Here is a 23,550-nt window from a genome sequence, read left to right as displayed (position 1 = left end):
TCTCGCTGATGATAAGGGCGGACGGGAAGCGCAACGCCTCCCTTTTCCCCTAGTATATTCGCCCATCCCCCGTTTCGGCGACAACTATCGTGCGCGGCAGCCTATTGCGCGCCGCCGGCGGCGCTCGCGCTGGCGCCGTCGACGGGCCAGACGACGCTTTCATCGACCGAATACAGCTGGCACGGCAGGCTGCTGCGCCGCTGGCACGAAGCGAGGGCGCGCACGTCGGGGCTTTCGCCCTCCTCGGCCCAGGCCCAGGCACCGCTGGCCGACAGGGCAAAGGCGCGCGGCGCGGTTTTCTCGAGGAAGTCGCGGTAGCCCGCGCGGCCCTGCTCTTCCAGATACGGCACGGCGGCGATATCGTCCTGCGGCGCGAAATGCGTGGCGGGCGGCGACGGCGCATCGGCCACGCGGTAGACCTGGCGCACCGGCATGCCGATTTTCTGCAGGAAGCGCTCGGTGGCCGGCAGCCACACGGCCACCCCGTCACGGCTGCCCAGGGTCAGGTGGGCGTCGCGCTTGAACGGGCCATAGGCGACCAGTTGCGCCTGGCCGCCGGAACCCGTGAACGAGCGAAACAGCCGCTGCGCCAAGGCCGGCCCGAAGTAGGAATCGTTGGCGCCATACAGCCACAGGCTGGGAATATGGTTATAGGCGCCCAGGGTGGCGAAGGTCTTCGCCAGCGCCCCTTGCCAATCGCAGCCGGGCATGTCGACGCGCAAGCCGCCGGAAAAATTGAGCACGCCGCGCACGCCGGGCACCACCCGGGTGGCCAGCGCCAGCGCCGCCATGCCGCCGTACGACTGGCCCGCGACGACGATGCGCTGCGGGTCGACCCAGCTCTGGCGGCGCGCATACGCGAGCGCGGCCAGCATGTCGCGCGCCTGGCCCTGCGCGTTGCCCAGCATGTCGCAGCCGAAATCGCGGTAGGCGCCCGTGGAACGGGCAAAGCCGGCGCGCATGGGCAGCATCACCGCATAGCCGCGGCGCACGAATTCGGTGGCCATATAGATAAAGCGCTCGCGCTGCTGCAGCCGGGCCGGGCCGGCCTGCTTGCCGTGATTCATCAGCAGCAGGGGGAACGGGCCGGGGCCGGCGGGACGAAACACCGTCGTCTCCAGCACCTCGCGCAAACCGTCGCCGGCCGGCACCATGATGACTTGCTCGTTCAGGCGTGCGTCGAGCGGCAACGGCGAAGGGACAAGCTGGGCTTTCAGTGGCAGACAAGGCAGGCTGAGCAACAAACCCAGCAAAATGGGGCGAAACAGGTGAAAAATGGCGGACTCCGTGGATGACTTCCCTGCCAGTCTAGACAGTGAAATGCCACAGAACAATATAAAAAAATTACGTGACGCACATATTTTTTACGGCAACCACCTGGGGAAAATTGTTGCCTTGCACCAACCACTTTTCCTGTTGACGGGAGTACACTGGGCGCATACTGAAGGAGTTGCCATGTCCATATCCGCCCTTACCACCGGTACCTCGGGGCTGACCGCCAACCAGCGCGCGCTGGATGTGGCCGCCAACAATATCGCCAATGCGAATACGCCGGGTTTCCAGCCGCAAAAGGCCGAATTCCAGGAAAGCAGCCCGGCCGGCACGGGCGTCAGCCTGTCCATCGAAGGGCGCAAGCTGGCCGCCAGCGAAAGCGTCAGCGGCGCCAATGCGAATGCGGCCAAGGCGGCCGAAAGCCGGCCAAACGGCGTGGGCCTCGCGTCCGAACTGACGGATAACCTCGTCTACAAGGCCGGTTTTAATTTATCGGCGAATGTCGTCAAGGCAGCCGACCAGGCCTTGGGCAGCCTGATCGACGTCAAGACTTGAACCTGAAGGCTATCGATTAGGTAGCCTGGTTTTTCATTTCCAGCACCAAAGGCGCCATCGCCGGCCGTATCAGCGCCAGCAGCCGCTCGGCGGGAATGCCGTCGCGCGCCTGCACCGACAAGCCATGCAGCAGCGCCGCATAATAGTCGCCCAGCGCCTGCACGTCCGCTTCCCCTTTCAATTCTCCCGCCAATTGCGCCGCGCGCAGGCGCTCGATGACGGCTTGCGTGCGCGCGCGGCGGTGCTGCGCCAGCCAGTCGGCGATGCCCGCGTTTTCCGCGCTCGTGTTGGTGGCGGCCGTGACCACCATGCAGCCTTGCGGCTGGCCGCTGCGCGTGTACAGCAGCACAGCCTCTTCCAGCATGCGCGCCACCGCGTCGCGTACATTCAGGCTGGCGGCCAGCGCGTGCACGGCGAACGCGCCCTCGCCCGTTTCATACAGTTCCACGGCTTCGCGGAACAGCTGCTCCTTCGAGCCGAACGCCGCATAGATGCGCGCCGAGGCGATGCCCAGCGCCGCCACCAGGTCGGCCATCGACACGCCCTCGTAGCCGCGCATCCAGAACGCGTCGCGCGCTTTTGCCAGCGCCAGCGCGCGGTCAAATTCCCTCGGTCTTCCTGCCATTTTGATCCTCTGCTTGCGAACTGGCGGCCAGTATAACGCCTGGCACCCGCAGCGCATTCGCGATTTATTTTGCATGACCGCCTTGACCGCGCAAAAAATTTCGCCTATTCTTTGTCAATCGACAAACAATAGGAGCCGATATGAAAACCATTCAAGGACCGAGCCTGCACCTGGCCCAATTCGCCGCCGACACGGCGCCCTTCAACACCCTGCCCGCCATCGCCGAGTGGGCGGCCGGCATGGGCTTCAAGGCCCTGCAGATTCCCGCCTGGGATGCGCGCCTGTTCGACGTGGCGCAGGCCGCACACAGCCAGCAATACTGCGACGATCTGGTCGCCATGCTGGCCGGCCATGGCCTCGTCATCAGCGAACTGACGACGCACATCTTCGGCCAGCTGGTGGCCGTGCATCCGGCCTATGACGCGCTGTGCGACAGCTTCGCGCCGGCACACCTGCATGGCCAGCCGGCAGCGCGCACGGCGTGGGCCATCGAGCAAGTCAAGCTGGCGGCCATGGCCTCGAAACGCCTGGGCCTCACGGACATGGGCACGTTTTCCGGTTCCTTCGCCTGGCCCTACCTGTTCCCGTTCCCGCAGCGCCCGCCCGGCCTGATCGAAACGGCCTTCGACGAACTGGCGCGCCGCTGGCTGCCCATCCTCGACGTGTGCGAGGAACAGGGCGTCAACCTGTGCTACGAAATCCACCCGAGCGAAGACCTGCATGACGGCATCAGCTTCGAGATGTTCTACGAGCGCGTGGGACGCCACCCGCGCTGCAAGATGCTGTTCGACCCCAGCCACTTCGTGCTGCAGCAGCTGAACTACCTGGAATTCATCGACATCTACAAGGATCACATCCGCATGTTCCATGTGAAGGATGCGGAGTTCAATCCGACGGGTCGGCAAGGCATCTACGGCGGCTACCAGTCGTGGGAAAACCGCGCCGGGCGTTTCCGCTCGCTCGGCGATGGCCAGGTCGACTTCAAGGCGATCTTCTCGAAGATGGCGCAAAACGACTACGCGGGCTGGGCCACGCTGGAATGGGAGTGCTGCCTGAAGGACCAGGAGGTGGGCGCGCGCGAAGGCGTGGCCTTCATCAACGCCCACATCATTCCTGTGACCGACAAGATCTTCGACGACTTCGCCGGCGCCCCCGTCAGCGCGCAACAGATCAATACCCTGCTGGGCATCCGGCACAACTAATCAAGGAAACCCTATGAACGACTTCATTCACGACTACGTCCGCATCGACGGCCAGCGCCTCCATTGCGTCATCGCGGGTACCGGCAACGGCAAACCCGTGCTGCTGATCCCCGGCTGGCCGCAGACCTGGTATGCGTGGCGCCACGTGATGGCGGCGCTGGCCGCCAGCGGCTACCGGGCCATCGCCATCGATCCGCCGGGCAGCGGTCATTCGGACCGCCCGGCCGGCGGCTATGACACGGGCGCCGTGGCGACCACCCTGCACCGCGCCATGCTGGCCCTGGGCCATGCGCAGTACGACGTGGTCGGCCACGACATCGGCATGTGGGTCGGCTATGCGCTGGCCAGCGACTTCCCGCAGGCCGTGACGAAACTGGCGCTGACGGAAGCCGTCATTCCCGGCCTGGCCCCCGCGCCGCCGATTTTTGTCGCGCCGTCCGACAACATCTTCCTGTGGCACTTCATGTTCAACCAGGTGCTGGACTTGCCGGAAATGCTCACGGCGGGCAAGGAGCGCGAGTACCTCCGCTTCATTTTCGACCGCTGGTCGTACCGCCGCGACAAGGTGGCCGTCGACGTGTATGCGGATGCCTACGCCACGCCGGGCGCCCTGCGCGCCGGTTTCGCCTACTACCGCGCCATCCCCGAAACCATCAAGCAAAACCTCGAGCGGGCCAAGCGCAGCCTGGCCATGCCCGTGCTGGCCATCGGCGCCGACCATGCGACGAATGACGCGCCCCTGCTGACCATGCAGGGCAAGGCGGACAATCTGCAAGGCGCCATCGTCGCCGAATGCGGCCACTTCATCATGGAAGAACAGCCGGAAGCATTCATCGCCCACCTGCTGCCCTTCCTGGCCGGAGAGCTGGCGTGAGCCTCGATCCGCTGATCGCCGCCTGGCTGGAGGAAACAAAGGATGCGCCGCCGCCCGCCTCGCTGGCAGCGCTGCGGGCGGCCACGGAAACGGGACTGCGCCAGCTGCACGGGCCATTGGAAGACGTCACGGCCATCAAGGATTACGTGCTGCCCGGCGAGCCTGCGCTCACCGTGCGCGCCTATGTGCCGGCCGGTGCGGACACGGGCCAGCCCTTGCCGGCCATCGTCTTTGCGCATGGCGGTGGATGGTGTCTGTGCTCGCTGGACCTGTACGACAACCCGTGCCGCGCGCTGGCCAACGCCACCGGCTGCGTGATCTTTTCCGTCGACTACCGTCTGGCACCCGAGCACAAGTTCCCCGTTCCGCTCGACGACTTTTACCGGGCGCTGTGCTGGGTCGCCGAGCATGCGGCGGCGCTGGGCATCGATGCGAAACGGCTGGCCGTGGGAGGCGACAGCGCGGGCGGCAACCTGGCGGCGGCAGCGGCCTTGATGGCGCGCGACCAGGCCGGTCCCGCGCTGGCGCACCAGTTGCTGCTGTACCCTGCCCTCGATTTCGCCTTCGACACAGCTTCGTATCAGCGCCACGCGGAAGGCTTTTCGCTGACGCGGGAAGCCATGCGTTTTTGCTGGTCCACCTACCTGAACAAACCGGCAGATGGCATGCAGCCTTATGCGGCACCGCTGCGGGCCGCTTCGCTCAAGGACTTGCCGACGGCGACGGTGCTCGTATGCGAACACGACCCGCTGCATGACGAAGGCGTCGCGTATGCGCGGCGGCTGCGCGACGGCGGTGTGGCGGCCGATTGCGTGCAACTGGACGGCATGATCCATGCGGCTATGCACATGGCGGGCTTGACGCCAGCGGCGCGGGGATTGTTCGACGTGGCTGGCCAGGCGATAAGGAAAGCAATGACAATGTAAAAAATCCGCCGCCGGGGATGGCTCCACGGCGGCGCCACTAGCCATGGTGTTTTCTTCCTCCGTATATCGTCTTGTTTGGCGATGCTCAGGCGCCAAGCGCCGAAACGCTTGCGCAAGTCAATTTTTCAGACATTTCTCCCGCACCGTTCATGCACCGCACCATTTCGCTGTGCGAACGAATGTTTCACAAAACGGTTGACATGCACAATTTGGCTAGGCAAACTGGTTTCCAGGGAGCCTGAAAATGAATGCAAATATGACCAATATTCAGACCGCAGCAGATCCGGAACTCATCGTCTTCGGCGATGACGAGGAAGGCAAGGACCGCCAGTTCGTCAACGCGCTGGCACGCGGACTGGAAGTGCTCCGTTGCTTTCGCCCCGGCGAAGTCTATCTGTCGAACGCGGACATGGCCAAGCGCACGGGCATCCCGAAACCGACCATTTCGCGCCTGACCTACACCCTCACCAAACTCGGTTACCTCAATTATTCGGACAGCCTGGGCAAGTACCAGCTGGGCGCCGGCGTGCTGGCCCTCGGCTACCGCATGCTGTCGAATCTCGACGTACGCAAGATGGCGCGCCCGCTGATGGAGGAACTGGCGGAACACGCGCAGGCGTCAGTCTCGCTGGGCACACGCGACCGTCTCAGCATGGTCTACGTGGAAACCTGCCGCAGCAGCGCCAACGTCACCTTGCGCCTCGATGTCGGTTCGCGCATTCCGCTGATGACGACGGCCATGGGCAAGGCCCTGCTGTGCATCCTGCCGCAGGCCGAGCGCGACTACCTGATGGACCACGCCAGGGTGCACGAGACGGAACGCTGGCCCCGTATCAAGGCCGGCATCGAACAAGGCTTCAAGGATTACCAGGACCGGGGCTTTTGCATCTCGGCTGGCGAGTGGCAGAACGACGTGCATGCCGTGGGCGTACCCATGCTGGGCGCCGACGGCGAACAGGTGATGGCCTTCAATTGCGGCGGCCCCGCCTTTTTGCTGTCGCGTGAAAAACTCGAATCGGACCTGGGACCGCGCCTGGTGGCCCTCGTCAAGACAGTGGAAAAAAACCTGGGCCGCGGTTAGACTGCGCGCCCCTCTCAACGACAGCTCAAATCAAAGCGCCGAGGAAACCGATGATACGCGACGAAGAAACCCTGAACATCCTGCTCGACAGCATCGCCCGTTTCGTGCGCGAAGTGCTGGTGCCGAACGAGGCGCTGGTGGCTGAAACAGATACGATACCGCCTGCCATCGTGGCGCAGATGCGCGAACTGGGCCTGTTCGGCCTGTCGATTCCGGAAGCGTACGGCGGCCTGGAACTGAGCATGGAAGAAGAAGTGCGCGTCGCTTTCGAGATCGCCCGTACCTCGCCCGCCTTCCGTTCGCTGATCGGCACCAACAACGGCATCGGCTCGCAAGGCATCGTCATCGACGGCACGGAAGCGCAAAAACAATACTACCTGCCCAAGCTGGCGGCGGGCGAGATCATCGGCTCCTTCGCCCTGACGGAAGCGGGTTCCGGTTCCGACGCGGCCTCGCTGCGCACGACGGCCGTGCGCGATGGCGACTTCTATATCCTCAACGGCAGCAAGCGCTATATCACCAACGCACCCGAAGCGAGCATCTTCACGGTGATGGCGCGCACGGACCCCGTCAAGCGCGGTGCCTCGGCCATTTCCGCCTTCATCGTGGAAAAGGATACGCCGGGCCTTTCCTTGGGCAAGACCGACAAGAAGATGGGCCAGCAAGGCGCGCATACCTGCGACGTGATCTTTGAAAACTGCCGTGTCCCGGCCGCAAATATCATCGGCGGCAAGGAAGGCGTGGGCTTCAAGACCGCCATGAAAGTGCTCGACAAGGGACGCCTGCACATCGCCGCCGTCTGCGTGGGCGCGGCCGAACGCATGCTGGCCGACGCCCTTGCCTACGCCATGGAGCGCCAGCAGTTCGGCCAGCCCATCGCGGAATTCCAGCTGATCCAGGCCATGCTGGCCGACAGCAAGGCCGAGATTTATGCGGCGCGCAGCATGGTGCTCGACGCGGCGCGCCGGCGCGACAACAAGGAAGACATTTCGACGGAAGCGTCGTGCTGCAAGCTGTTCGCCTCCGAAATGTGCGGCCGCGTGGCCGACCGCTCCGTGCAGATCCACGGCGGCGCCGGCTACATCAGCGAATACGCGGCCGAACGCTTCTATCGCGACGTGCGCCTGTTCCGCATCTACGAAGGCACGACGCAGATCCAGCAAATCGTCATCGCCCGCAACATGATCAAGGCGGCGCAAAAGTGAAGGCGGCCGCGATGGACATCCCTGCCCTGCTGGCTGGCTTGCCGGCGCGCCTGTCGGCCATCCCCGCCTACTGGGCCGCGCGCGCGCCCGATGCGCCGGCGCTGCATGAAGGTGGCCGCCGCTGGACCTATGCGCAGCTGCAGCACAGTGTGGAACATGCGGCGCTGCTGCTGCGCCAGCTGGACGTGCGCGCCGGCGACCGCCTGATGGTGGTAGGCGAAAATGGCGCGCTGCAGGTGGCGCTGATCTTCGCGGCCGCCAGCATCGACGCGTGGATCGTCAACGTCAATGCCCGCCTGTCGGCGCGCGAGATCGACACCATCGCCACGCACAGTTCCGCACGGCGCGTGCTGTTCCTGGCCGGCGCCTCGCCGGAAGCGGCCGTCCATGCGGCGCGGCGCGGGGCCAGCGCCGTCACCGTCGATGGCATGGGCGAGCTGCTGGCGGGCGGCTTGAACGACGCTGCCATCGCGGAAGACACGGTTCCCGGCAACGAACAGGTGGCCGCGCTGATCTACACGACGGGCACGACGGGGCAGTCGAAAGGCGTGATGCTCACGCACCGCAACCTGCTGTTCATCGCCGCCGTCTCCAGCACCTTGCGCGGCTTGACGTGCACGGACCGCGCCTACGGCGTGCTGCCGATTTCGCACGTGTACGGCCTGGCCTCGGTAGCCCTGGGCACCCTGTATGCGGGCGCCGCCTTATATCTGGTGCCGCGCTTTTCCGTCGATGGTTTGCTGGCCGCGCTGAAAGACGATGAATTGACCATCCTGCAGGGCGTGCCGGCCATGTACGCCAAGCTGCTGCAAACCCTGGGCGGCGCGGAAACTCCTTTGCCCACGCGGCTGCGCTTTGCGTATGCGGGCGGCTCGCCGCTGGCGCCATCGCTCAAGCACGAGGTGGAAAAGCTGCTGGGCACCGCGCTGCACAATGGCTACGGCATGACGGAAAGCGCGCCCACCATCAGCCAGACGCGCCTGGAAACGCCACGCCGCGACGATTCCGTCGGCATGCCGATCCCCGGCGTGGAAGTGCGCGTGGTGGACGTGGCCGGCGTGGATGTGGCGCCGGGCGAGCCGGGAGAACTGTGGATACGCGGGCCGAACATCATGGCCGGCTATTACCGCGAGCCGGCCATGACGGCGGCCACCATGCGCGACGGCGGTTGGCTGAACACGGGCGACATGGCGCGCCAGGATCCCGACGGCGCGCTGTTCATCGTGGGACGCACCAAGGAACTGATCATCCGCTCCGGCTTCAATGTGTATCCGCTGGAAGTGGAAACGGCCCTGAATGCCCACGCTTCCGTGGTGCAGTCGGCCGTGGTGGGACGCACCCTCGCCGATGGCAACGAGGACGTCATCGCCTACGTGGAACTCGACCCGCGCCAGCCCGCCAGCGTGGCACAATTGCAGGCCTGGCTGGCGCAGACCCTGTCGCCGTACAAGTGCCCGTCCGTCATCATCGTCATGGAAGCGCTGCCGGCCGCCGCCACGGGCAAGATTTTAAAGGGGCAGCTGCGGCAAATGGCGCAGAATACCCTGTGAATTAACCCTGCTGTACCAGACCCGACAATAAAACCAAGCCACATCACCGGAGAAGACACGATGAAACGCACCTACACACGCATCGCCATGGCAGCGCTGGTTGCCAGCGCCTGGATGGCAAACGCCAGCGCCGACGAATTCCTGGTCGGCGCGGAAATCCCGCTGACGGGCAACCTGGCGCGCGTCGGCGCCGGCATGCAGGAAGGGATCATGGTCGCGGCCGAGGTATTCAACAAGACCAACGGCAAGCACACGATCAAGATCATCACCGTCGACGACGAATCGGCGCCCGCCAAGGCCATCGCCGCCGTGGAAAAGCTGGCCAGCCAGGGCGTGGTGGCGATCACGGGCGGCTATGGCTCGAACAATATCTCGCCCGCCTCGGACACGGCGAATAAACTGGGCCTCGTCTACATCACTTCGGGCGGCGTGGACGACAGCCTGGTGACCAGCGGGCGCAAGAATTTTTTCCGCATCAATAACACGGCCGGCTACGAAAAAGCCATGCTGGGATTGCTGCAGGACGTGGGCGCCAAGTCCGTCTCCATCGTGTATTCGACCAAGGACGCCACCACGGGCCTGGCGAAAGACGTGGAAAAAGCCCTGGCCGCCAAGGGCGTGAAAGTGACAACGCACTCGTTCGACCCGGCCATTACCGACTTCAAGCCCATCATCAACAAGATCAAGCTGCAGGATAAATCGGAAGTCGTGGCCATGGTCGGCTACGAAAACGATTATGTGGGCATCATCCGCGCCGCGCGCGTGCTGAAACCGAAGATCAAGGCCATGGTGGGCGTGTGGTCGCTGGCCACGCCGAAAATGGCGGCCGATTTCCCCGACCTGATGCCAAACGTGTTCGGCACGGCACTGCTGCCCTTCCCCACGGAATTCAAGACAGCCGACGGCAAGGCCTTCAGCGACGCCTACAAGCAGTTGTACAAGAAGGAGCCGGACTACCTGGGCCAGTTCGGTTATGTGCAATCGATGCTGCTGTTCGAAGCGATCGCGCGCGCGGCCGACAAGGGCACCATCAAGAAAGGCGGCGTGGCCGAGGAAATGCGCAAGACGGACCGCGAAACCCTGATCGGCCGCGTGCAGTTTGCCGCCAATGGCGACAACCAGAACTTCGTGCACCGCATGGCGCAGCACCAGGACAAGAAAGTGGTCATCGTCTGGCCGAAGGAACACGCGACGGGCAAGCTGGCCTATCCAGCCCTGCCCTGGTAAACGGCAGCCTCCCGCTGCACACGCGCGCGCCCGCATGGACGCGCACCGATGAACGGCGGCCCTGGCGCATCTGTCAAGATGCGCCAGGGCCGCCTGACGGGATGACGACATGACAGAATTAATCTTGCAAGCCCTGTATTCGGGCTTGCTGCAGGGCGGCTCCTACGCCCTGATCGCACTGGGACTGGCGCTGGTCTTCGGCACCATGAAAGTGATCAACCTGGCGCACGGCGAGCTGGTACTGCTGGCAGCCTACATCGCCTACAGCGTGGAATCAGGCCTGGGACTCGGTCCCATGTTCGCCATTCCCATCGCGCTGGTGATCGTCAGCCTCACGTCCGTGGGCGTGTACCTGATCGTCAGCCGCATCAAGAAGGACCGCGAAATCAATTCGCTGATCCTCACCTACGGCATCGGCGTGATCCTCACCAATTTCATCCTGCTCGTATGGAAGGCGGACATCCGCTCGACGTCGTCGACCTGGCTGCAGGAAGGTTTTGAAATCGGTCCGTTTTTCAGCATGCGCAGCGAAGTGATTTTCTTTGGCGTCAGCCTGGTGCTGATGGCGGCCCTGTGGCGCTGGCTGTCGACCAGCTGGTATGGCCGCGCCGTGCGCGCCGTCTCCAGCAACCGCGACGCGGCCAAGCTGATGGGCATCGACCCGGGCCGCACGGAACTCGTGTCCTTTCTGGTCGCCGGCATCCTGGCCGCCTTCGCCGGCGTCGCCCTGTTCAGCTATGGCGTGATCCAGCCTGCCTACGGCGGCGCGCTGACGGTCAAAGCCTTCATCATCACGGTATTGGCCGGCATCGGCTCGATCCCCGGCGTGCTGCTGGCCGCCGTGCTGCTGGGCGTGGCAGAAGCGCTGACCGTCACCCTGGCCAGCTCCGCGCTGCAGGAACTGTCGGGCATGGTGCTGTTCCTGCTGGTGCTGTTCATCATGCCGAACGGCTTGTTCGGCGCACAACGGAGGCGCGGATGAAGCGCTCGACTTTGATTTCAACAACGGGCCTGCTACTGGCCGCCTATATCGCTGTGCCGCTGGCCCTGGGCGCCAACCAGTACGTGATGAGCATGGTGGTGGCGGCCCTGATCATCGGCGGCGTGGCCATGTCCTGGGCCCTGCTCGGTAACTTGGGCGGCATGGTCAGCTTCGGCCATGCCGCGTTTTTCGGCGTGGGCGCGTATGTCTCCGCGCTGGCCACCGTGAAACTGGGCTTGCCCGTGTTTGCCGCCATGCTGCTGGGCGGCGCGGGGGCGGCCATCGCCGCCGTCATCATGCTGCCCGTGCTGCGCTTGCGCGGGCCGTATTTTGCGCTGGCCATCCTCGCCTACGCCCACATCTTCCGCATCCTGGCCACGGAATGGAGCTCGGTGACGGGCGGCGCCGGCGGCATCAACAATATTCCCGCCTTGCCCACCGTCTTCGGCGTCGATCTGGCCAGCAAGACGGGCGCCTACCTGGTCGTGCTGACCCTGGTGGTCTGCTGCGCATTTGCCTACAGCCGCATCCGCGCCAGCCACTACGGCATCGCCCTGCGCGCCATGCACGACAGCGAAGACGCCACGCGCGTCGTCGGCGTCAACAGCACCTTGCTGAAAGGCGCGATGCTGCTCGTGTCGGCGTTCATGGCTGGCCTGTTCGGCGCCTTCAACGCCCATTACATCAACTTCCTGGAACCGGACTACGCCTTCAACAGCCTGTGGGTGACCTTGCCGATCGTGGCGGCCATCTTCGGCGGCTACCGCACGATACTCGGCCCCGTGCTGGGCGCCGTGGTGGTCTACCTGGTCGACCAGCTCATTTTCAAGTCGCTGATCCCCACGGGCCACCAGCTGGTGCTGGGCGTGCTGCTGGTGGCGATGATCGTCTTCAGCCCGAACGGCTTGCTGCCGCTGCTACGCAAAATGTTCAAAGCGAAGGAGAAAGCACATGCTTGAACTCGATAATGTGTCCGTGCGCTTTGGCGGCCTGACGGCCGTCGATTCCGTCACGTTGAAAGTGGCCAGCCATGACGTGATCGGCCTCGTGGGCGCGAATGGCGCCGGCAAGACCACCCTGTTCAATGCGATCTCGGGCCTCGTGCGTCCCACCAGCGGCAGCATCCGCTTCGAAGGACGCGACATCATGGCCACGCCCATGTACCAGCGCGCGCGCCTGGGGTTGGGGCGTACCTTCCAGATCCCCCAACCGATGCATGAATTGACGGTGCGCGAAAACCTCGTCGTGGCGCAGCGCTTCGGCACCGGCAAGGTCGACATGCGCAAGATCGATGAAATCCTCGATTTCACCAGCCTGCTTGACAAGGCCGGGCGCGACGCGGCCAGCGAACTGGCGCTGACGGAATTGAAAGCGCTGGAAGTGGCCAAAGCGCTGGCGACGAACCCGAAACTGCTGCTGCTCGACGAAGTGCTGGCGGGCCTGGAAACAAACGGCAAACGCCGCTTCATGGGCATGCTGAAGGACTTGCACGCGGCCTTTGGCGTGGGCATCGTCATGATCGAACACGATATCGAAACCATCAGCAATCTGTGCCAGCGCGTGGCCGTGCTCAATTTTGGCCAGCTGATCGCCGACGGCACGCCCGACGCCGTCTTCCGCGACCCGGCCGTCATCGAAAGCTATACGGGGGCAGCCCATGCTTAAAGTTGAAAACCTGCGCGCCGGCTATGGCGCCATCAATGTGCTGTGGGATGTGTCGCTGGCTATCCAGAAGGGCAAGCTGACTACCATCATCGGCCCGAACGGGGCCGGCAAGACGACCCTGCTGCGCGCCATCATGGGCTTGCTGCCGGTCGGCGCGGGCAGCATCGCGCTCGACGGCACGCCCATCAACGGCACGCCGACGTGGAAAATGAGCGACGCGAGAGTGACGATGATACCCGAGGGGCGCATGACGTTCCGCGACATGAGCGTGGAAGAAAACCTGATCATGGGCGCATTTCCGAAGGAGCACCGCAGCCACATGCCGGCGCGCCTGGCCGAAGCCTACGCCATGTTCCCGCGCCTGCACGAACGGCGCAAGCAGCTGGCCGGATCGCTCTCCGGCGGCGAGGCGCAGATGCTGGCGATGGCGCGGGGCCTGATGTCGGATCCGTCGCTCCTGATCATCGACGAGCCGTCGCTGGGCCTGGCGCCGCTGGTGGTCAACGAGCTGTTCGAGATTCTCGCGCGCCTGAACGACGGCAAGCGCACCATCATCCTCGTGGAACAGAACACGGCGCGCGCCGTGGGCGTGGCCGATCACGTCTACCTGATGCAAAGCGGTAAAGTGGCGCTGTCGCAGGCGGCGCTTGACGTCGACCTCGAGCACCTGCACGAACTGTATTTTGCGCGCTGAGCGATATCAGCCGCACGCGGTTGCCATCAGTCCTCGTCGTCGGCCAGCTTGCCAAACGCCAGCAAGGCACTCTTGTCGAGTCCGCTCGTCACGAAAGGATCGTCGGCGGAGAAGCGGCCCGTATCGGCCAGCATGCGCAGCTTGCTCAAGCGTTCGCCCAGCGCCAGCGCTTGCGCCTGCGGATCGGCATCGGCTTGCCCCACCTGCCCGATCGCGCGGGTCACGGACTGGGGAAACTCCCACAATTCGGCGATCCTCACCGACAGGATGCGCGCTTGCGCAAACACCTGGGCGATGAAGGCGTCCGATTGCGGAAAGACATCGGGCGCATGCATCTGGTCGATCAGCCGGAACGCCACCACCAGGCCGACATTGGCCATCAGTCCCGCGAGATAGGCATCGAAGGCGTTGGCATGCATGGCCGGCGCGACGAGGCTGGCCGCCAGCGCACATTTCTCGGACTGGCGCCAGATCAGCGGCGCCGTGCGCACGGTCAGCCCGCCGCTTTGCATGCTGACGATGGGGCGGAAGGCGACGCGGGCGAGCAGCATGCGCATGCCGTTTTGCCCGAGCAGCATGATGGCGCCTTCCATATTGTTGATCGACGGGCTGGCGTTATAGCGCGACTGGTAGCAGGGCCGGTTCGCTTCGCGGTAGACCTCGGCGACCAGCAGCACGTCCTGGGCCAGCTGGGCCGACAGCTTGGCCGCGCTCATGTTTTCATCTTGCAAGGTACGCATCAACTGCGGAATGATGGCTGGAATACGCGGTACCAGCGCAGCGCCAGCGATCGGTTCACGAACCAGGCGCGCCAGCTCGTCCAGAATCTGCTGTTCAGTCTGCTCCGGAGCCTGCGCCGCACTCGCGGCCGCCAGCCAGCGGTAGTACATGGCATCGATTTCAGCGATGGTGGCTGGCTGCCGTGCCGCTTCGGCAGCCGCCGCTGCCGAGACTGCCGCAGGCTTGTTTTTTTCGTCGCCGCCGTTCAGTAATTTTCCTATCCAGCCCATTTTGCTATCCAAGCCCTATCTGCATCACTATCGCGCAATCCGCCCCACGATTTTACTTGATGATGGCAGCGCTGGTGCGGCTGGCGTGAGCGCTTTGTCCATCTGCCGCAACATGCTAAAGTGGCATTGCAAAACCCTGCCCTACCCGACAAGCGATCCATCATGAACAATCCACTTGCGCACTACCTCACCAGCCAGGCGTACAACAACGCCTGGGCCAACCACCGCCTGCTGAAGGCGTGCGGCCAGCTGACCCAGGCCGAATTCCAGGCCACACGCGTCAGCTTTTTTCCCACCATCCAGTTCACCCTGAACCACATCCTCACATGCGACTGGTTTTATCTCGACGCGCTCGAACGCGAGCTGCGCGGCGAAGCGCCGCATGCCGACTGCTACGTCTTCTTTGAACAGGATGAACCGTTCAGCGATTGCGCGGCCCTGCATGCGGCGCAGCGCGCATCGGACCTGCGCCTGATCGCCCATTGCCGCAGCCTGTGCGATGCGGACCTGGCGCGGCCCGTGACGATATTGCGCGACACACCGCAAGTCGACTCGCGCCAGCGCCTGCTGGCACACCTGTTCCAGCACCAGATCCACCACCGTGGGCAAGTGCATGCCATGCTGGCTGGCACGCGCATCGCGCCGCCCCAGCTCGACGAATTCTATTGCGCCGGGGAAGCGAATGAGCGGGCGCAGGATTTCCTGGAACTGGGCTGGACGGAAGACGACGTCTGGGGCCCGCGCTGAACTATTCCTCCGCGTGGCAGCAGACGCACAGCTTGTTGCCGTCGAGGTCGCGGAAGTAGGCGCCATAGTAATGGGCGTGGTAATGCGGGCGCAAACCGGGTGGCCCTTCGCACACGGCGCCCAGCGCCAGCACGGCCTGGTGGCAGCGGTCCACCTGCGCGCGGCTGGCCGCCAGCAAGGCCGTCATCTGGCCATTACCGGGCGCGGCCGGCAAGCCGTCATGGGGCGCCGTCAGCACGAACAGGGGCCGCGGCGCCTGCTGCGCCATCCAGCCCGCCCAGGGCTTGGCCGTATCATGAAATTTCTCGATCAGATCGAGTTCTCCCAGCAGGGCCGTATAGAAAGCGTAGGCGCGGGGAAAGTCGTTGGTGCCGAGGCAGATATGGGACAGCATGCTGCTCCTTCTTGAGTTCAAACGGGTGTGCGGCGCAATGCGCGAGCTGATTATAATGGCGCATCGCTTTCCGACACGCTCCCATGCCAGACCTCGACCGCCTTCAGCTGCACCCGCCCTCCAGCGCCGACCTTCCCGCTTTGCTGGCCTTCGAACTGGAAAACCGCGCGTATTTTGAACACTGGGTCACGGCCCGCGCGCCGTCCTACTATCACCAGGAAGCCATCGCCGCCGCCATCGAGCAGGCGCAGCGCGAACGCGAACAGGACCGCGCCTACCAGTACCTGGCCAAGCTGGATGGGCAAATCATCGGCAGGGTCAACCTGACGGGCGTCACGCGCCCCTATTTCAACAAGGCAGCGCTCGGTTACCGCATCGGCGAACGGTTCGGCGGACGCGGCTACGCCACGCGCGTGGTGGCCCTGCTGCTGGACGAAGCGTTTGGCGCGCTGGACCTGTGGCGCCTGGAAGCGACGGCACGGCCGCAAAACCTGGGCTCGGTCGCGGTCATGCAGCGCAACGGTTTTCATCAATATGGCAAGTCGGAACAAGCCATGTTTTTCCAGAATGCCTGGTCGGACTTGCTGTATTTTGAGCGGCGCAACACGCAAGCCATGGCCTGAGATGCCGCATTTTTCCGGCAGCAACGCGACTTTTATCCTATCAGGGGCGACTTTGTCACAGCGCAAAGCCGCACCATGATGGACTGATAACGTCAAGGCTCGGGAATCTTCCCAACCTTGCCAAGTCCAACATGAAATTGCGGCTACGCCTGTTCGAACATGTGCTGCTGGTGCTGGCCTTGGCCGTCGTTATCTTTGCCGCCGCCATCGTGCTGGCGCGCATGACACAGTGGGCGGAAGCGCGGGAGCTACCCGCCTATCTCGTGCAGGGCATGCACCTGGTGGGCAAGGTGCTGTTTTTCCTGGACGGCTGCATCGTCATCGCCGTCAGCAGCATCCTGGCCGCCCGGCTGTTCCGCATGCTCACCAAGGAGGATTTATGAACGATCTTCACTACCTGCTGACGCTCCGGCATCCGCGCCGCTTCTGGTGCAGCGCCATCGTCATCGCCGTGGCCTCGGCCATCGTGCTGGGCCCTTGGCTCGACAGCATTCCATGGCTGGTGGCCATCCCCTTCGTGGGTGGCGGCTTGCTGGTGGCGCTCGGTGAGCTGTGGGATGACATGCATGGCAAGCGCCTGCACAATGGCGACGATACACAGTCGCCGTGCCGCCATCCTTGAAACCGGCATGGTGATGCGTGCACGCAACAGCAGTCACACCATGCCTGCCATTTGCCTGCGCAGTGCGCCTATTTAAGACTGGCTTCAGCCTCGCCGTGCATCGTGAACAGGTCGCCAGCAGCCATGGCGTTTCCCTTCACCATCACGGGCACAGCCCAGCGAAAGAGCCGACATGAGCACATGGATGCGCGCCAACAAAGGTTTTTTGATGTTTCTCCTGCTGTTCGGCGTGTTCCGCACGGCCGTGGCGGACTGGAATCCCATACCGTCGGCATCCATGCGCCCCAATCTGCTCGAGGGCGACGTGGTATTCGTCAACCGCCTCGCCTTCAACCTGAAAGTGCCGCTCACCGATATCGTGCTGCAGCGCCTGGGCGAACCGCAGCGGGGCGACATCGTCACCTTTTCCTCGCCGAAAGACGGCACGCGATTGATCAAGCGCATCATCGCCCTGCCCGGCGACACGGTGGAAATGCGCAATGAACAGCTGGTCATCAATGGCCAGCCCGCCCAGTACACGGCGCTCGACACGGCGCCCGAAACCATCGCCCACGTGGGACAGCTGACGGCGCAGCGCATCAGCGAACGCAACCAGACAGAGCAGCACCGCATCCAGATCTTGCCGCAAATCGCAGGCGCGGCCCGCAGCTTTGCCCCCGTGACGGTGCCGGCCGACCATTTTCTCATGCTGGGCGATAACCGCGACAACAGCGCCGATTCGCGCTACTTCGGTTTCGTGCCCCGCGCATTGCTGATCGGCAAGGCCGAGCGCATCCTTGTCTCGGCCAATATCCAGGAGCATTGGCAGCCGCGGCTGCAGCGTTTCGGCATGAAACTGGAGTAATCGCCGTCCCGTGCAACAGCGCCATGCTTTTCGGTTAGCATGGCGCATCATGCAAAACTTTTCCTCAGCCAGCCAGCGGTCCGCCAGCGACGATCCTGCCCTCGGGCAATTGGCGCAGTTCCTGCAGCGCCATCCCGACGTGTTGCTGCTGACGGGCGCCGGCATCAGCACGGCGTCCGGCATACCGGCATACCGCGACACGGAAGGCGTACGGCGCGGCAATGCGCCCGTGCAAGGACCCGATTTTCGCCGCCAGGAAGCCGTGCGCCGCCGCTACTGGGCGCGCAGCATGGTGGGCTGGCCGACCCTGGCGCGCGCCACGCCGAATCCCGGCCACCTGGCCATCGCGCAACTGGCCCAGCGCCAGCAAGTCGGCGGCCTGGTCACGCAAAACGTCGATGGTCTGCATCAGCAAGCCGGCAGCGCCGCCGTCACGGAGTTGCACGGCAGCATACATGGCGTCGTCTGCCTCGATTGCCGGACCCGCCACACGCGCCGCCTGATCCAGGATCAGCTCGAACGCGACAATCCGCAACTGCTGGGCGCCACGGCCACGCCGGCGCCCGATGGCGACGCCTTGCTCGAGCCGTCGCAGCTGGCCACCTTCCACGTGCCTGCCTGTCCCCGGTGCGGCGGCACCCTGCAGCCCGACGTGGTGTTTTTCGGCGATGGCGTGCCCGCCGCCTGTGCGGCCGAGGCCGAAAGCAAGATGCATGCGGCCAGCGCCCTGCTGGTGGTGGGCTCGTCCGTCATGGTGTATTCGAGCTTTCGCCTGTGCCGCATGGCGGCCGAAACGGGCAAGCCCGTGGCCGCCATCAACATGGGCAAGACGCGCGCCGACCATTTGCTGGCATTCAAGACCGATGCCCCGGCACAAGACATCTTGCCTGCATTAGCGGCCATGCTGGGCTGATCCCGTGCCGGCCCCGCGCCGCTCTGGCTATACTGTGGCATTAACGAGGAGAATTCATGCTGGAACTGTTGAGTGAACACGCCTGTTTTGGCGGCGTACAACGCTTTTATCGCCACGACGCGCAAGCCATCGGCTTGCCCATGCGTTTCTCGGCCTTCATTCCCGACACGGCGCCAGGCGCCACGGTCACTACCAAGCGCCCCGCCCTGTTTTATCTGGCGGGCCTGACCTGCACGGAAGAAACGTTCATGATCAAGGGCGGCGCGCAGCGCGTGGCGGCCGAGGAAGGCTTGATCCTGATCGCCCCCGACACGAGTCCCCGTGGCGCGGACATCGCGGGCGAAAGCGACTCCTGGGATTTCGGCGCGGGCGCCGGCTTTTACGTGGACGCCACCGAGGCGCCATGGAGCAGCCACTACCGCATGTACAGCTACCTGCTGGAACTGCGCGCCCTGCTGGAGCAGGAACTGGCGATCGATGCGCAACGCACGGGCGTTTTCGGCCACTCGATGGGCGGCCATGGCGCACTGGTGCTGGCCTTGCGCAACCCGGCCCTGTTCCGCTCCGTGTCCGCCTTCGCCCCCATCGCCGCACCGAGCCAATGTCCATGGGGCAAGAAAGCATTCACGGGCTACCTGGGCGGTGATGCCGCCAGCTGGCAGCAGTACGACGCCAGCGCGCTGATGCGCGGCCTGCAGGGTCAGCCGCCGCTGTTCCCCGAAGGCATCTTGATCGACCAGGGCCTGGCCGACAAATTCCTGCCCGAACAACTGCACCCCGATGTCTTCGAAGCGGCGTGCCGCGACGCCGGCCAGCCATTACGGCTGCGCCGCCATGCTGGCTATGACCACGGCTATTACTTCATCGCCAGCTTCATGGAAGAGCATGTGCGCTTCCATGCGAGGAATCTGCGCGCCGCCTGATCCGCCGCGCTACTGCGCCGTACTGGTATGCCCGTTGAAATGGCGCGTGTACCAGTCCGTGGCCAGCAGCGCCGCCTGGTGGCGCGTGTCGGGGCCGCTGGGCGCGGCGATCTGTTCCAGTTGCTTGTCGCAGCGCAAGGTGGCAAAGGCCATGCGGTTCAGGCCGGCCACGTCGGGGTCGCGTCCGCCCACGATCAGCAGCGACGGCACGCGCACGTTTTCCAGCGCCGCCTTGCCGGCCATTTCCACCTGGCCATCGCAGACGGCGAGCGCGGCGATTTCCGCGCTGCGCCAGGCCGCCAGCTGCATCACGACGGCCGCGCTGGTGCCATAGCCATACAGGCCGCAGGGCAGGCGCCGCGTGGACGGGTCCACTTGCAGCCAGCCCAGGGCTTTTTCCAGCTGGCGCGCCAGCAGCACGATATCGCCGCGCACGAAATACGCGTGGCCATTGCTGCCGCCGCCAGGCTCGATGCCGCCCTGGTCGAAGCGCAGGGTGGCGATGCCCGCTCGCAAAAAATCCTGGGAAGTGGCGTGGCTGGAAGCGCCCAGATAGTCGCTATCGGCGCCCGCGCCGTGGGCAAACAGGACGATGCCCACGGGCCGCTCGGGCATTTCAAGCACGCCGTCCATTTGAAGTTCATCGGCCGTGATGCTGACAAATTGTTCTTGCATGGCTGCCTCCGCTATCGAGCTGAAATCCAGCTGCTGCTAAGCTGATCTAGCCGGGCCGGGCGGTGTCTGCATGCCCTGAGCGGCAAGCCTCAGTGTACCAGCCTGCGCCCGTTCTCGCGCGGCGCACGTCAAATTCGCCACGCGCCCGCATCAGACGGCGCCGTGCCGGTCCAGCCCCTTGAGCACGGATTCCGGGCGGATCGGCAAGTGCCGCACGCGCGAGGCCACGGCGGCAAAGATGGCGTTGCCGATCGCCGGCGCCACGGCCGTCGTGGGCGGCTCGCCCATGCCCGTCGATGTTTGCGTGCTGGCAATAAATTCAATGTCGAGCTCGGGCACATCGGCCATGCGCAGCGGTGTGTAGGTATTCAGGTTGGTATCCTTCACCTGGCCGTTGAGGAAAGCCGTGCCTTCATGCAAGGCCATGCTCACGCCCCACAGGGCGCCCCCTTCCGCCTGCGCCAGCGCGCCATCGGGATCGACGATGCTGCCCGCGTCGATCACCATGAACAGCTTTTCGACTTTCACCATGCAAGTGCTGCGGTCCACTTTCACTCTGGCAATGCAGGCCGTCCACGTCGGCATGTCGCGTTCCTGGCCGAACGTGGCGGCGATGCCCAGGCCCGTGTCGGGCGGCATGGCCGTACCCCAGCCCGCCTTGTCCGCCACGCGCCGCAGCACGTGGGCCAGGCGCGCGGCGCCGCCGACGGCGTTCGGCGCGCTGCCCGCATTGCGCCCCGTGGCCTGCAACAGCGACAAACGGAACGCCAGCGGATCGACCTTGGCCGCCTGCGCCGCCTCGTCCATGAAACTTTCCACAGCCCAATTCGTCCAGCCGGGCCCCACGGAACGCAGCCAGCCGGGGCGGAAACTGCTGTTGGCCAGGTCGTTCGACACGGCCCGCACGCGCTGCGCGCCCACCGTGTACCAGTGGTCGGCGCCGGCGATGGCGAACGGGTCATACGGATGGCCCTGCTTATCCTTGGCCAGGAAGGTGGGGATCATCGCTTGCGTGGGCCAGCCCGCGCTCGCTTCGTGCACCATCGCCGACACCTTGCCGACGTCGTCGAACGCCATGCGCACGTGCTGCACCGATGGCGAACGGGGCGAATCGAAACGGGCGTCGTCGGCCCGCGTGCAAATCATCTTGACGGGCCGCCCCACGGCTTGCGCCGCCAGCGCGGCCGGCACGCAATAATCGCCATTCAGGCGCCGCCCGAAACCGCCACCGAGCAGATAGGTGTGCAGCATGACATGGCTCTCGGGGACCTTCAACGCCTGCGCCAGCACGGGCAGTATCAACGATTGCCACTGGTTGCCCGCATGAATGTGCCAGACGCCGTCGATTTCCTGCGCCAGGGCATTCACGGGTTCCAGCTGGAAATGCAGCACGGTACTGGTCGTGTAGTGGCGCTCCAGCTGCAGGCTGGCATCGTTGAAAGCTTGCTCCACGCCATCGTCATCGACGACGCGGGCGCCCAGGCTGGCGTCGGCCAGCTGTTTGGTCGCGTAGTTAAAGATATCCTGCTCCGCCACGTGGGCCGCCGCGCCGGCCCGCCATTTCACTTGCACGAGGTCGGCCGCGCGCATGGCGGCCGCATATGTTTCGGCCACCACCATGACCCAGCCGGGCACCGTGCCGCTGGGATCCTGCAAGGCGAACGAACGCAGATAACCCGGCACCTTTTTCGCGGCCGTATCATCGATGGAGACCACTTTCGCGCCGTAGCGCGTGGGCGGGATCTTTGGGCGCGCATACAGCATGCCCTCGACTTCCGCATCGATGCCGTACACGGCCGTGCCATTGATTTTCGCGGGGATGTCGAGCGCCTGCACGTGCTGGCCGACCAGGCTGCGCTGCTGCGGCGTTTTCAGCACGATGGCTTTCAGTTGCTCGGGCGTGTACTGGCGCGCCAGCTTGCCACGGCGCACGATGTCGCCATAGCTGATCGACCGCCCCCGGCCATGCACGACGCCCAGCCTCGCGTGGCAGGCGGACACGGGCACGCGCAGCAGGCGCGCGCCCTCCTCGACCAGCGCGAGGCGGCCGGCCGCGCCGGCACGGCTGAGTGGATCGAAATTCTGCCAGACGGACCAGCTGCCGCCCGTCACCATCAAGCCCCATTTCGGATCCGTGTCCACGTAATGCAGGCGTACTTTGCTCCAGTCCGCTTCAAGCTCCTCGGCGACGATGCGCGCCAGGGCCGTGCCGATATGCTGGCCCATTTCCGCCTTGGCGATGTTGACGGTAACGATGCCGTCGCGGCCGATCTGGAACCAGATGCCGGGATCGAACACGGGCGCAACGCTTTGCTTAGACTGCACGGGCGCCGCCTTGCCTGCGGCCAGGGTGTTGTCGGCGCGCAAGAAGGCGAGGGTAAACCCCGTGCCGACGGCGGCGATCAGGAAACCGCGCCGGCCCAGCGCGCTGGGGCGGGTAGCTGAATTTTCTTTCGGTAACTTAAACACCGGGCGCCTCCTGCATGCCGGCCGCCAGTTTGATGGCCTTGCGGATGCGCACATAGGCCATGCAGCGGCACAGGTTGCCGCTCATGACGGCGTCGATATTCGCATCGGTCGGCTGCGGATAGTCTTTCAGCAGGGTGGCCGCCTGCATGATCTGGCCCGACTGGCAATAGCCGCACTGGGGCGCCTGCGTGGCGAGCCACGCCTGCTGCAACGGGTGCGTGCCATCGGGCGACAGGCCTTCGATGGTAGTGATGGCGCAGCCGGCCACGGCGGCAATCGGCGTAATGCACGAGCGCATAGCGCGGCCATCCACGTGCACGGTGCAGGCGCCGCACATGCCGATGCCGCAGCCAAACTTTGTGCCTTTTAATTTAACTTCGTCGCGCAGCACCCACAGCAGGGGCGTCTCGGCGTCAACCTCGGTGCCGAAGGGCTGGCCATTCACGGTCATGTTGTACATAGAGTCTTTCAG

Annotated in this window: 26 protein-coding genes; 19 read left to right on the top strand and 7 right to left on the bottom strand. The window is 64.7% G+C overall.

Annotated features, from left to right (window positions below):
• Window positions 1-101: 101 nt before the first annotated feature.
• Complete coding sequence (locus AC54AG_RS15945) at window positions 102-1,241, bottom strand: dienelactone hydrolase family protein (RefSeq protein WP_331777786.1); 1,140 nt, start codon at window positions 1,239-1,241, stop codon at window positions 102-104.
• A gap of 214 nt (window positions 1,242-1,455) precedes the next feature.
• Between AC54AG_RS15945 and AC54AG_RS15940 the strand changes: the two genes are divergently transcribed.
• Window positions 1,456-1,827, top strand: coding sequence for a flagellar basal body protein (locus AC54AG_RS15940; RefSeq protein WP_219328306.1), 372 nt, complete (start codon window positions 1,456-1,458; stop codon window positions 1,825-1,827).
• 16 nt (window positions 1,828-1,843) lie between these two features.
• On the opposite strand, the gene AC54AG_RS15935 is transcribed toward AC54AG_RS15940, so the two are convergent.
• Window positions 1,844-2,452, bottom strand: coding sequence for a TetR/AcrR family transcriptional regulator (locus AC54AG_RS15935; RefSeq protein WP_219328305.1), 609 nt, complete (start codon window positions 2,450-2,452; stop codon window positions 1,844-1,846).
• 140 nt (window positions 2,453-2,592) lie between these two features.
• Here AC54AG_RS15935 and AC54AG_RS15930 point away from each other — a divergent pair, with 140 nt between their 5' ends.
• The 11 genes from AC54AG_RS15930 (at window position 2,593) to AC54AG_RS15880 (ending at window position 13,858) form a co-directional block, all read left to right on the top strand.
• The gene (locus tag AC54AG_RS15930) at window positions 2,593-3,654 is read left to right on the top strand and encodes a sugar phosphate isomerase/epimerase family protein (protein WP_319992743.1); all 1,062 of its coding nucleotides are present in this window, start codon (window positions 2,593-2,595) and stop codon (window positions 3,652-3,654) included.
• Window positions 3,655-3,667: 13 nt separating this feature from the next.
• Window positions 3,668-4,528, top strand: a complete 861-nt coding sequence (locus tag AC54AG_RS15925) for an alpha/beta fold hydrolase (RefSeq protein WP_496630915.1) — start codon at window positions 3,668-3,670, stop codon at window positions 4,526-4,528.
• On the top strand, window positions 4,525-5,454 hold the full coding sequence (locus tag AC54AG_RS15920) for an alpha/beta hydrolase (protein WP_496630914.1): 930 nt from the start codon (window positions 4,525-4,527) through the stop codon (window positions 5,452-5,454). The genes AC54AG_RS15925 and AC54AG_RS15920 overlap by 4 nt, the downstream gene beginning before the upstream one ends.
• Before the next feature lie 256 nt (window positions 5,455-5,710).
• Window positions 5,711-6,535: an IclR family transcriptional regulator gene (locus AC54AG_RS15915; protein WP_035817702.1), complete on the top strand. Its 825-nt coding sequence runs from the start codon at window positions 5,711-5,713 to the stop codon at window positions 6,533-6,535.
• Window positions 6,536-6,585: 50 nt separating this feature from the next.
• Window positions 6,586-7,740: an acyl-CoA dehydrogenase family protein gene (locus AC54AG_RS15910; protein WP_219328303.1), complete on the top strand. Its 1,155-nt coding sequence runs from the start codon at window positions 6,586-6,588 to the stop codon at window positions 7,738-7,740.
• Window positions 7,741-7,751: 11 nt separating this feature from the next.
• Complete coding sequence (locus AC54AG_RS15905) at window positions 7,752-9,290, top strand: class I adenylate-forming enzyme family protein (protein WP_496630913.1); 1,539 nt, start codon at window positions 7,752-7,754, stop codon at window positions 9,288-9,290.
• A 60-nt stretch (window positions 9,291-9,350) separates the two neighbouring features.
• Window positions 9,351-10,517: an ABC transporter substrate-binding protein gene (locus tag AC54AG_RS15900; RefSeq protein WP_072454650.1), complete on the top strand. Its 1,167-nt coding sequence runs from the start codon at window positions 9,351-9,353 to the stop codon at window positions 10,515-10,517.
• Window positions 10,518-10,626: 109 nt separating this feature from the next.
• Window positions 10,627-11,499 carry a branched-chain amino acid ABC transporter permease gene (locus AC54AG_RS15895; RefSeq protein ID WP_072454651.1) on the top strand — a complete coding sequence of 291 codons (873 nt, stop codon included), beginning with the start codon at window positions 10,627-10,629 and terminating at the stop codon, window positions 11,497-11,499.
• Window positions 11,496-12,458 (top strand): branched-chain amino acid ABC transporter permease, encoded by a 963-nt coding sequence (locus AC54AG_RS15890; protein ID WP_496630911.1) that lies wholly within the window; start codon window positions 11,496-11,498, stop codon window positions 12,456-12,458. Before AC54AG_RS15895 ends, AC54AG_RS15890 begins: the two co-directional genes overlap by 4 nt.
• Window positions 12,451-13,164 carry an ABC transporter ATP-binding protein gene (locus tag AC54AG_RS15885; RefSeq protein WP_034757316.1) on the top strand — a complete coding sequence of 238 codons (714 nt, stop codon included), beginning with the start codon at window positions 12,451-12,453 and terminating at the stop codon, window positions 13,162-13,164. The genes AC54AG_RS15890 and AC54AG_RS15885 overlap by 8 nt, the downstream gene beginning before the upstream one ends.
• Window positions 13,157-13,858: an ABC transporter ATP-binding protein gene (locus AC54AG_RS15880; protein ID WP_496630910.1), complete on the top strand. Its 702-nt coding sequence runs from the start codon at window positions 13,157-13,159 to the stop codon at window positions 13,856-13,858. Before AC54AG_RS15885 ends, AC54AG_RS15880 begins: the two co-directional genes overlap by 8 nt.
• A gap of 26 nt (window positions 13,859-13,884) precedes the next feature.
• Here AC54AG_RS15880 and AC54AG_RS15875 read toward each other — a convergent pair whose 3' ends face one another.
• Window positions 13,885-14,880, bottom strand: coding sequence for an HDOD domain-containing protein (locus tag AC54AG_RS15875; protein WP_496630908.1), 996 nt, complete (start codon window positions 14,878-14,880; stop codon window positions 13,885-13,887).
• Window positions 14,881-15,030: 150 nt separating this feature from the next.
• On the opposite strand from AC54AG_RS15875, the gene AC54AG_RS15870 reads away from it, so the two are divergent.
• The gene (locus tag AC54AG_RS15870; RefSeq protein ID WP_496630907.1) at window positions 15,031-15,615 is read left to right on the top strand and encodes a DinB family protein; all 585 of its coding nucleotides are present in this window, start codon (window positions 15,031-15,033) and stop codon (window positions 15,613-15,615) included.
• 1 nt (window position 15,616) lies between these two features.
• Here the strand turns inward: AC54AG_RS15870 and AC54AG_RS15865 are convergent, their stop codons facing one another.
• Complete coding sequence (locus tag AC54AG_RS15865) at window positions 15,617-16,009, bottom strand: VOC family protein (protein WP_496630906.1); 393 nt, start codon at window positions 16,007-16,009, stop codon at window positions 15,617-15,619.
• Between the two features lie 83 nt (window positions 16,010-16,092).
• Here AC54AG_RS15865 and AC54AG_RS15860 point away from each other — a divergent pair, with 83 nt between their 5' ends.
• The 6 genes from AC54AG_RS15860 (at window position 16,093) to fghA (ending at window position 19,934) form a co-directional block, all read left to right on the top strand.
• Window positions 16,093-16,632: a GNAT family N-acetyltransferase gene (locus tag AC54AG_RS15860; RefSeq protein ID WP_070304328.1), complete on the top strand. Its 540-nt coding sequence runs from the start codon at window positions 16,093-16,095 to the stop codon at window positions 16,630-16,632.
• 131 nt (window positions 16,633-16,763) lie between these two features.
• On the top strand, window positions 16,764-17,015 hold the full coding sequence (locus AC54AG_RS15855) for a hypothetical protein (RefSeq protein WP_034757293.1): 252 nt from the start codon (window positions 16,764-16,766) through the stop codon (window positions 17,013-17,015).
• Complete coding sequence (locus AC54AG_RS15850) at window positions 17,012-17,254, top strand: hypothetical protein (RefSeq protein ID WP_070304326.1); 243 nt, start codon at window positions 17,012-17,014, stop codon at window positions 17,252-17,254. The genes AC54AG_RS15855 and AC54AG_RS15850 overlap by 4 nt, the downstream gene beginning before the upstream one ends.
• Window positions 17,255-17,426: 172 nt before the next feature.
• Window positions 17,427-18,098 (top strand): signal peptidase I, encoded by a 672-nt coding sequence (lepB, locus tag AC54AG_RS15845; protein WP_034757284.1) that lies wholly within the window; start codon window positions 17,427-17,429, stop codon window positions 18,096-18,098.
• A gap of 49 nt (window positions 18,099-18,147) precedes the next feature.
• Complete coding sequence (locus AC54AG_RS15840; RefSeq protein ID WP_496630904.1) at window positions 18,148-19,011, top strand: NAD-dependent protein deacetylase; 864 nt, start codon at window positions 18,148-18,150, stop codon at window positions 19,009-19,011.
• 56 nt (window positions 19,012-19,067) lie between these two features.
• Window positions 19,068-19,934 carry an S-formylglutathione hydrolase gene (gene fghA, locus AC54AG_RS15835; protein ID WP_331777771.1) on the top strand — a complete coding sequence of 289 codons (867 nt, stop codon included), beginning with the start codon at window positions 19,068-19,070 and terminating at the stop codon, window positions 19,932-19,934.
• 9 nt (window positions 19,935-19,943) lie between these two features.
• On the opposite strand, the gene AC54AG_RS15830 is transcribed toward fghA, so the two are convergent.
• The 3 genes from AC54AG_RS15830 to AC54AG_RS15820 all read right to left on the bottom strand — a co-directional run bounded on the left by AC54AG_RS15830 (window position 19,944) and on the right by AC54AG_RS15820 (window position 23,538).
• Window positions 19,944-20,609 (bottom strand): dienelactone hydrolase family protein, encoded by a 666-nt coding sequence (locus AC54AG_RS15830; RefSeq protein WP_051991852.1) that lies wholly within the window; start codon window positions 20,607-20,609, stop codon window positions 19,944-19,946.
• A 150-nt stretch (window positions 20,610-20,759) separates the two neighbouring features.
• The gene (locus AC54AG_RS15825) at window positions 20,760-23,078 is read right to left on the bottom strand and encodes a xanthine dehydrogenase family protein molybdopterin-binding subunit (RefSeq protein ID WP_496630902.1); all 2,319 of its coding nucleotides are present in this window, start codon (window positions 23,076-23,078) and stop codon (window positions 20,760-20,762) included.
• Complete coding sequence (locus AC54AG_RS15820) at window positions 23,071-23,538, bottom strand: (2Fe-2S)-binding protein (RefSeq protein ID WP_496630901.1); 468 nt, start codon at window positions 23,536-23,538, stop codon at window positions 23,071-23,073. The genes AC54AG_RS15825 and AC54AG_RS15820 overlap by 8 nt, the downstream gene beginning before the upstream one ends.
• Window positions 23,539-23,550: the final 12 nt, after the last annotated feature.

The organism is Janthinobacterium sp. BCJ23 (genome assembly GCF_059617945.1).
Note: the sequence above shows the minus strand (reverse complement) of the source record. Positions and strands in the feature narration are given on the sequence as shown.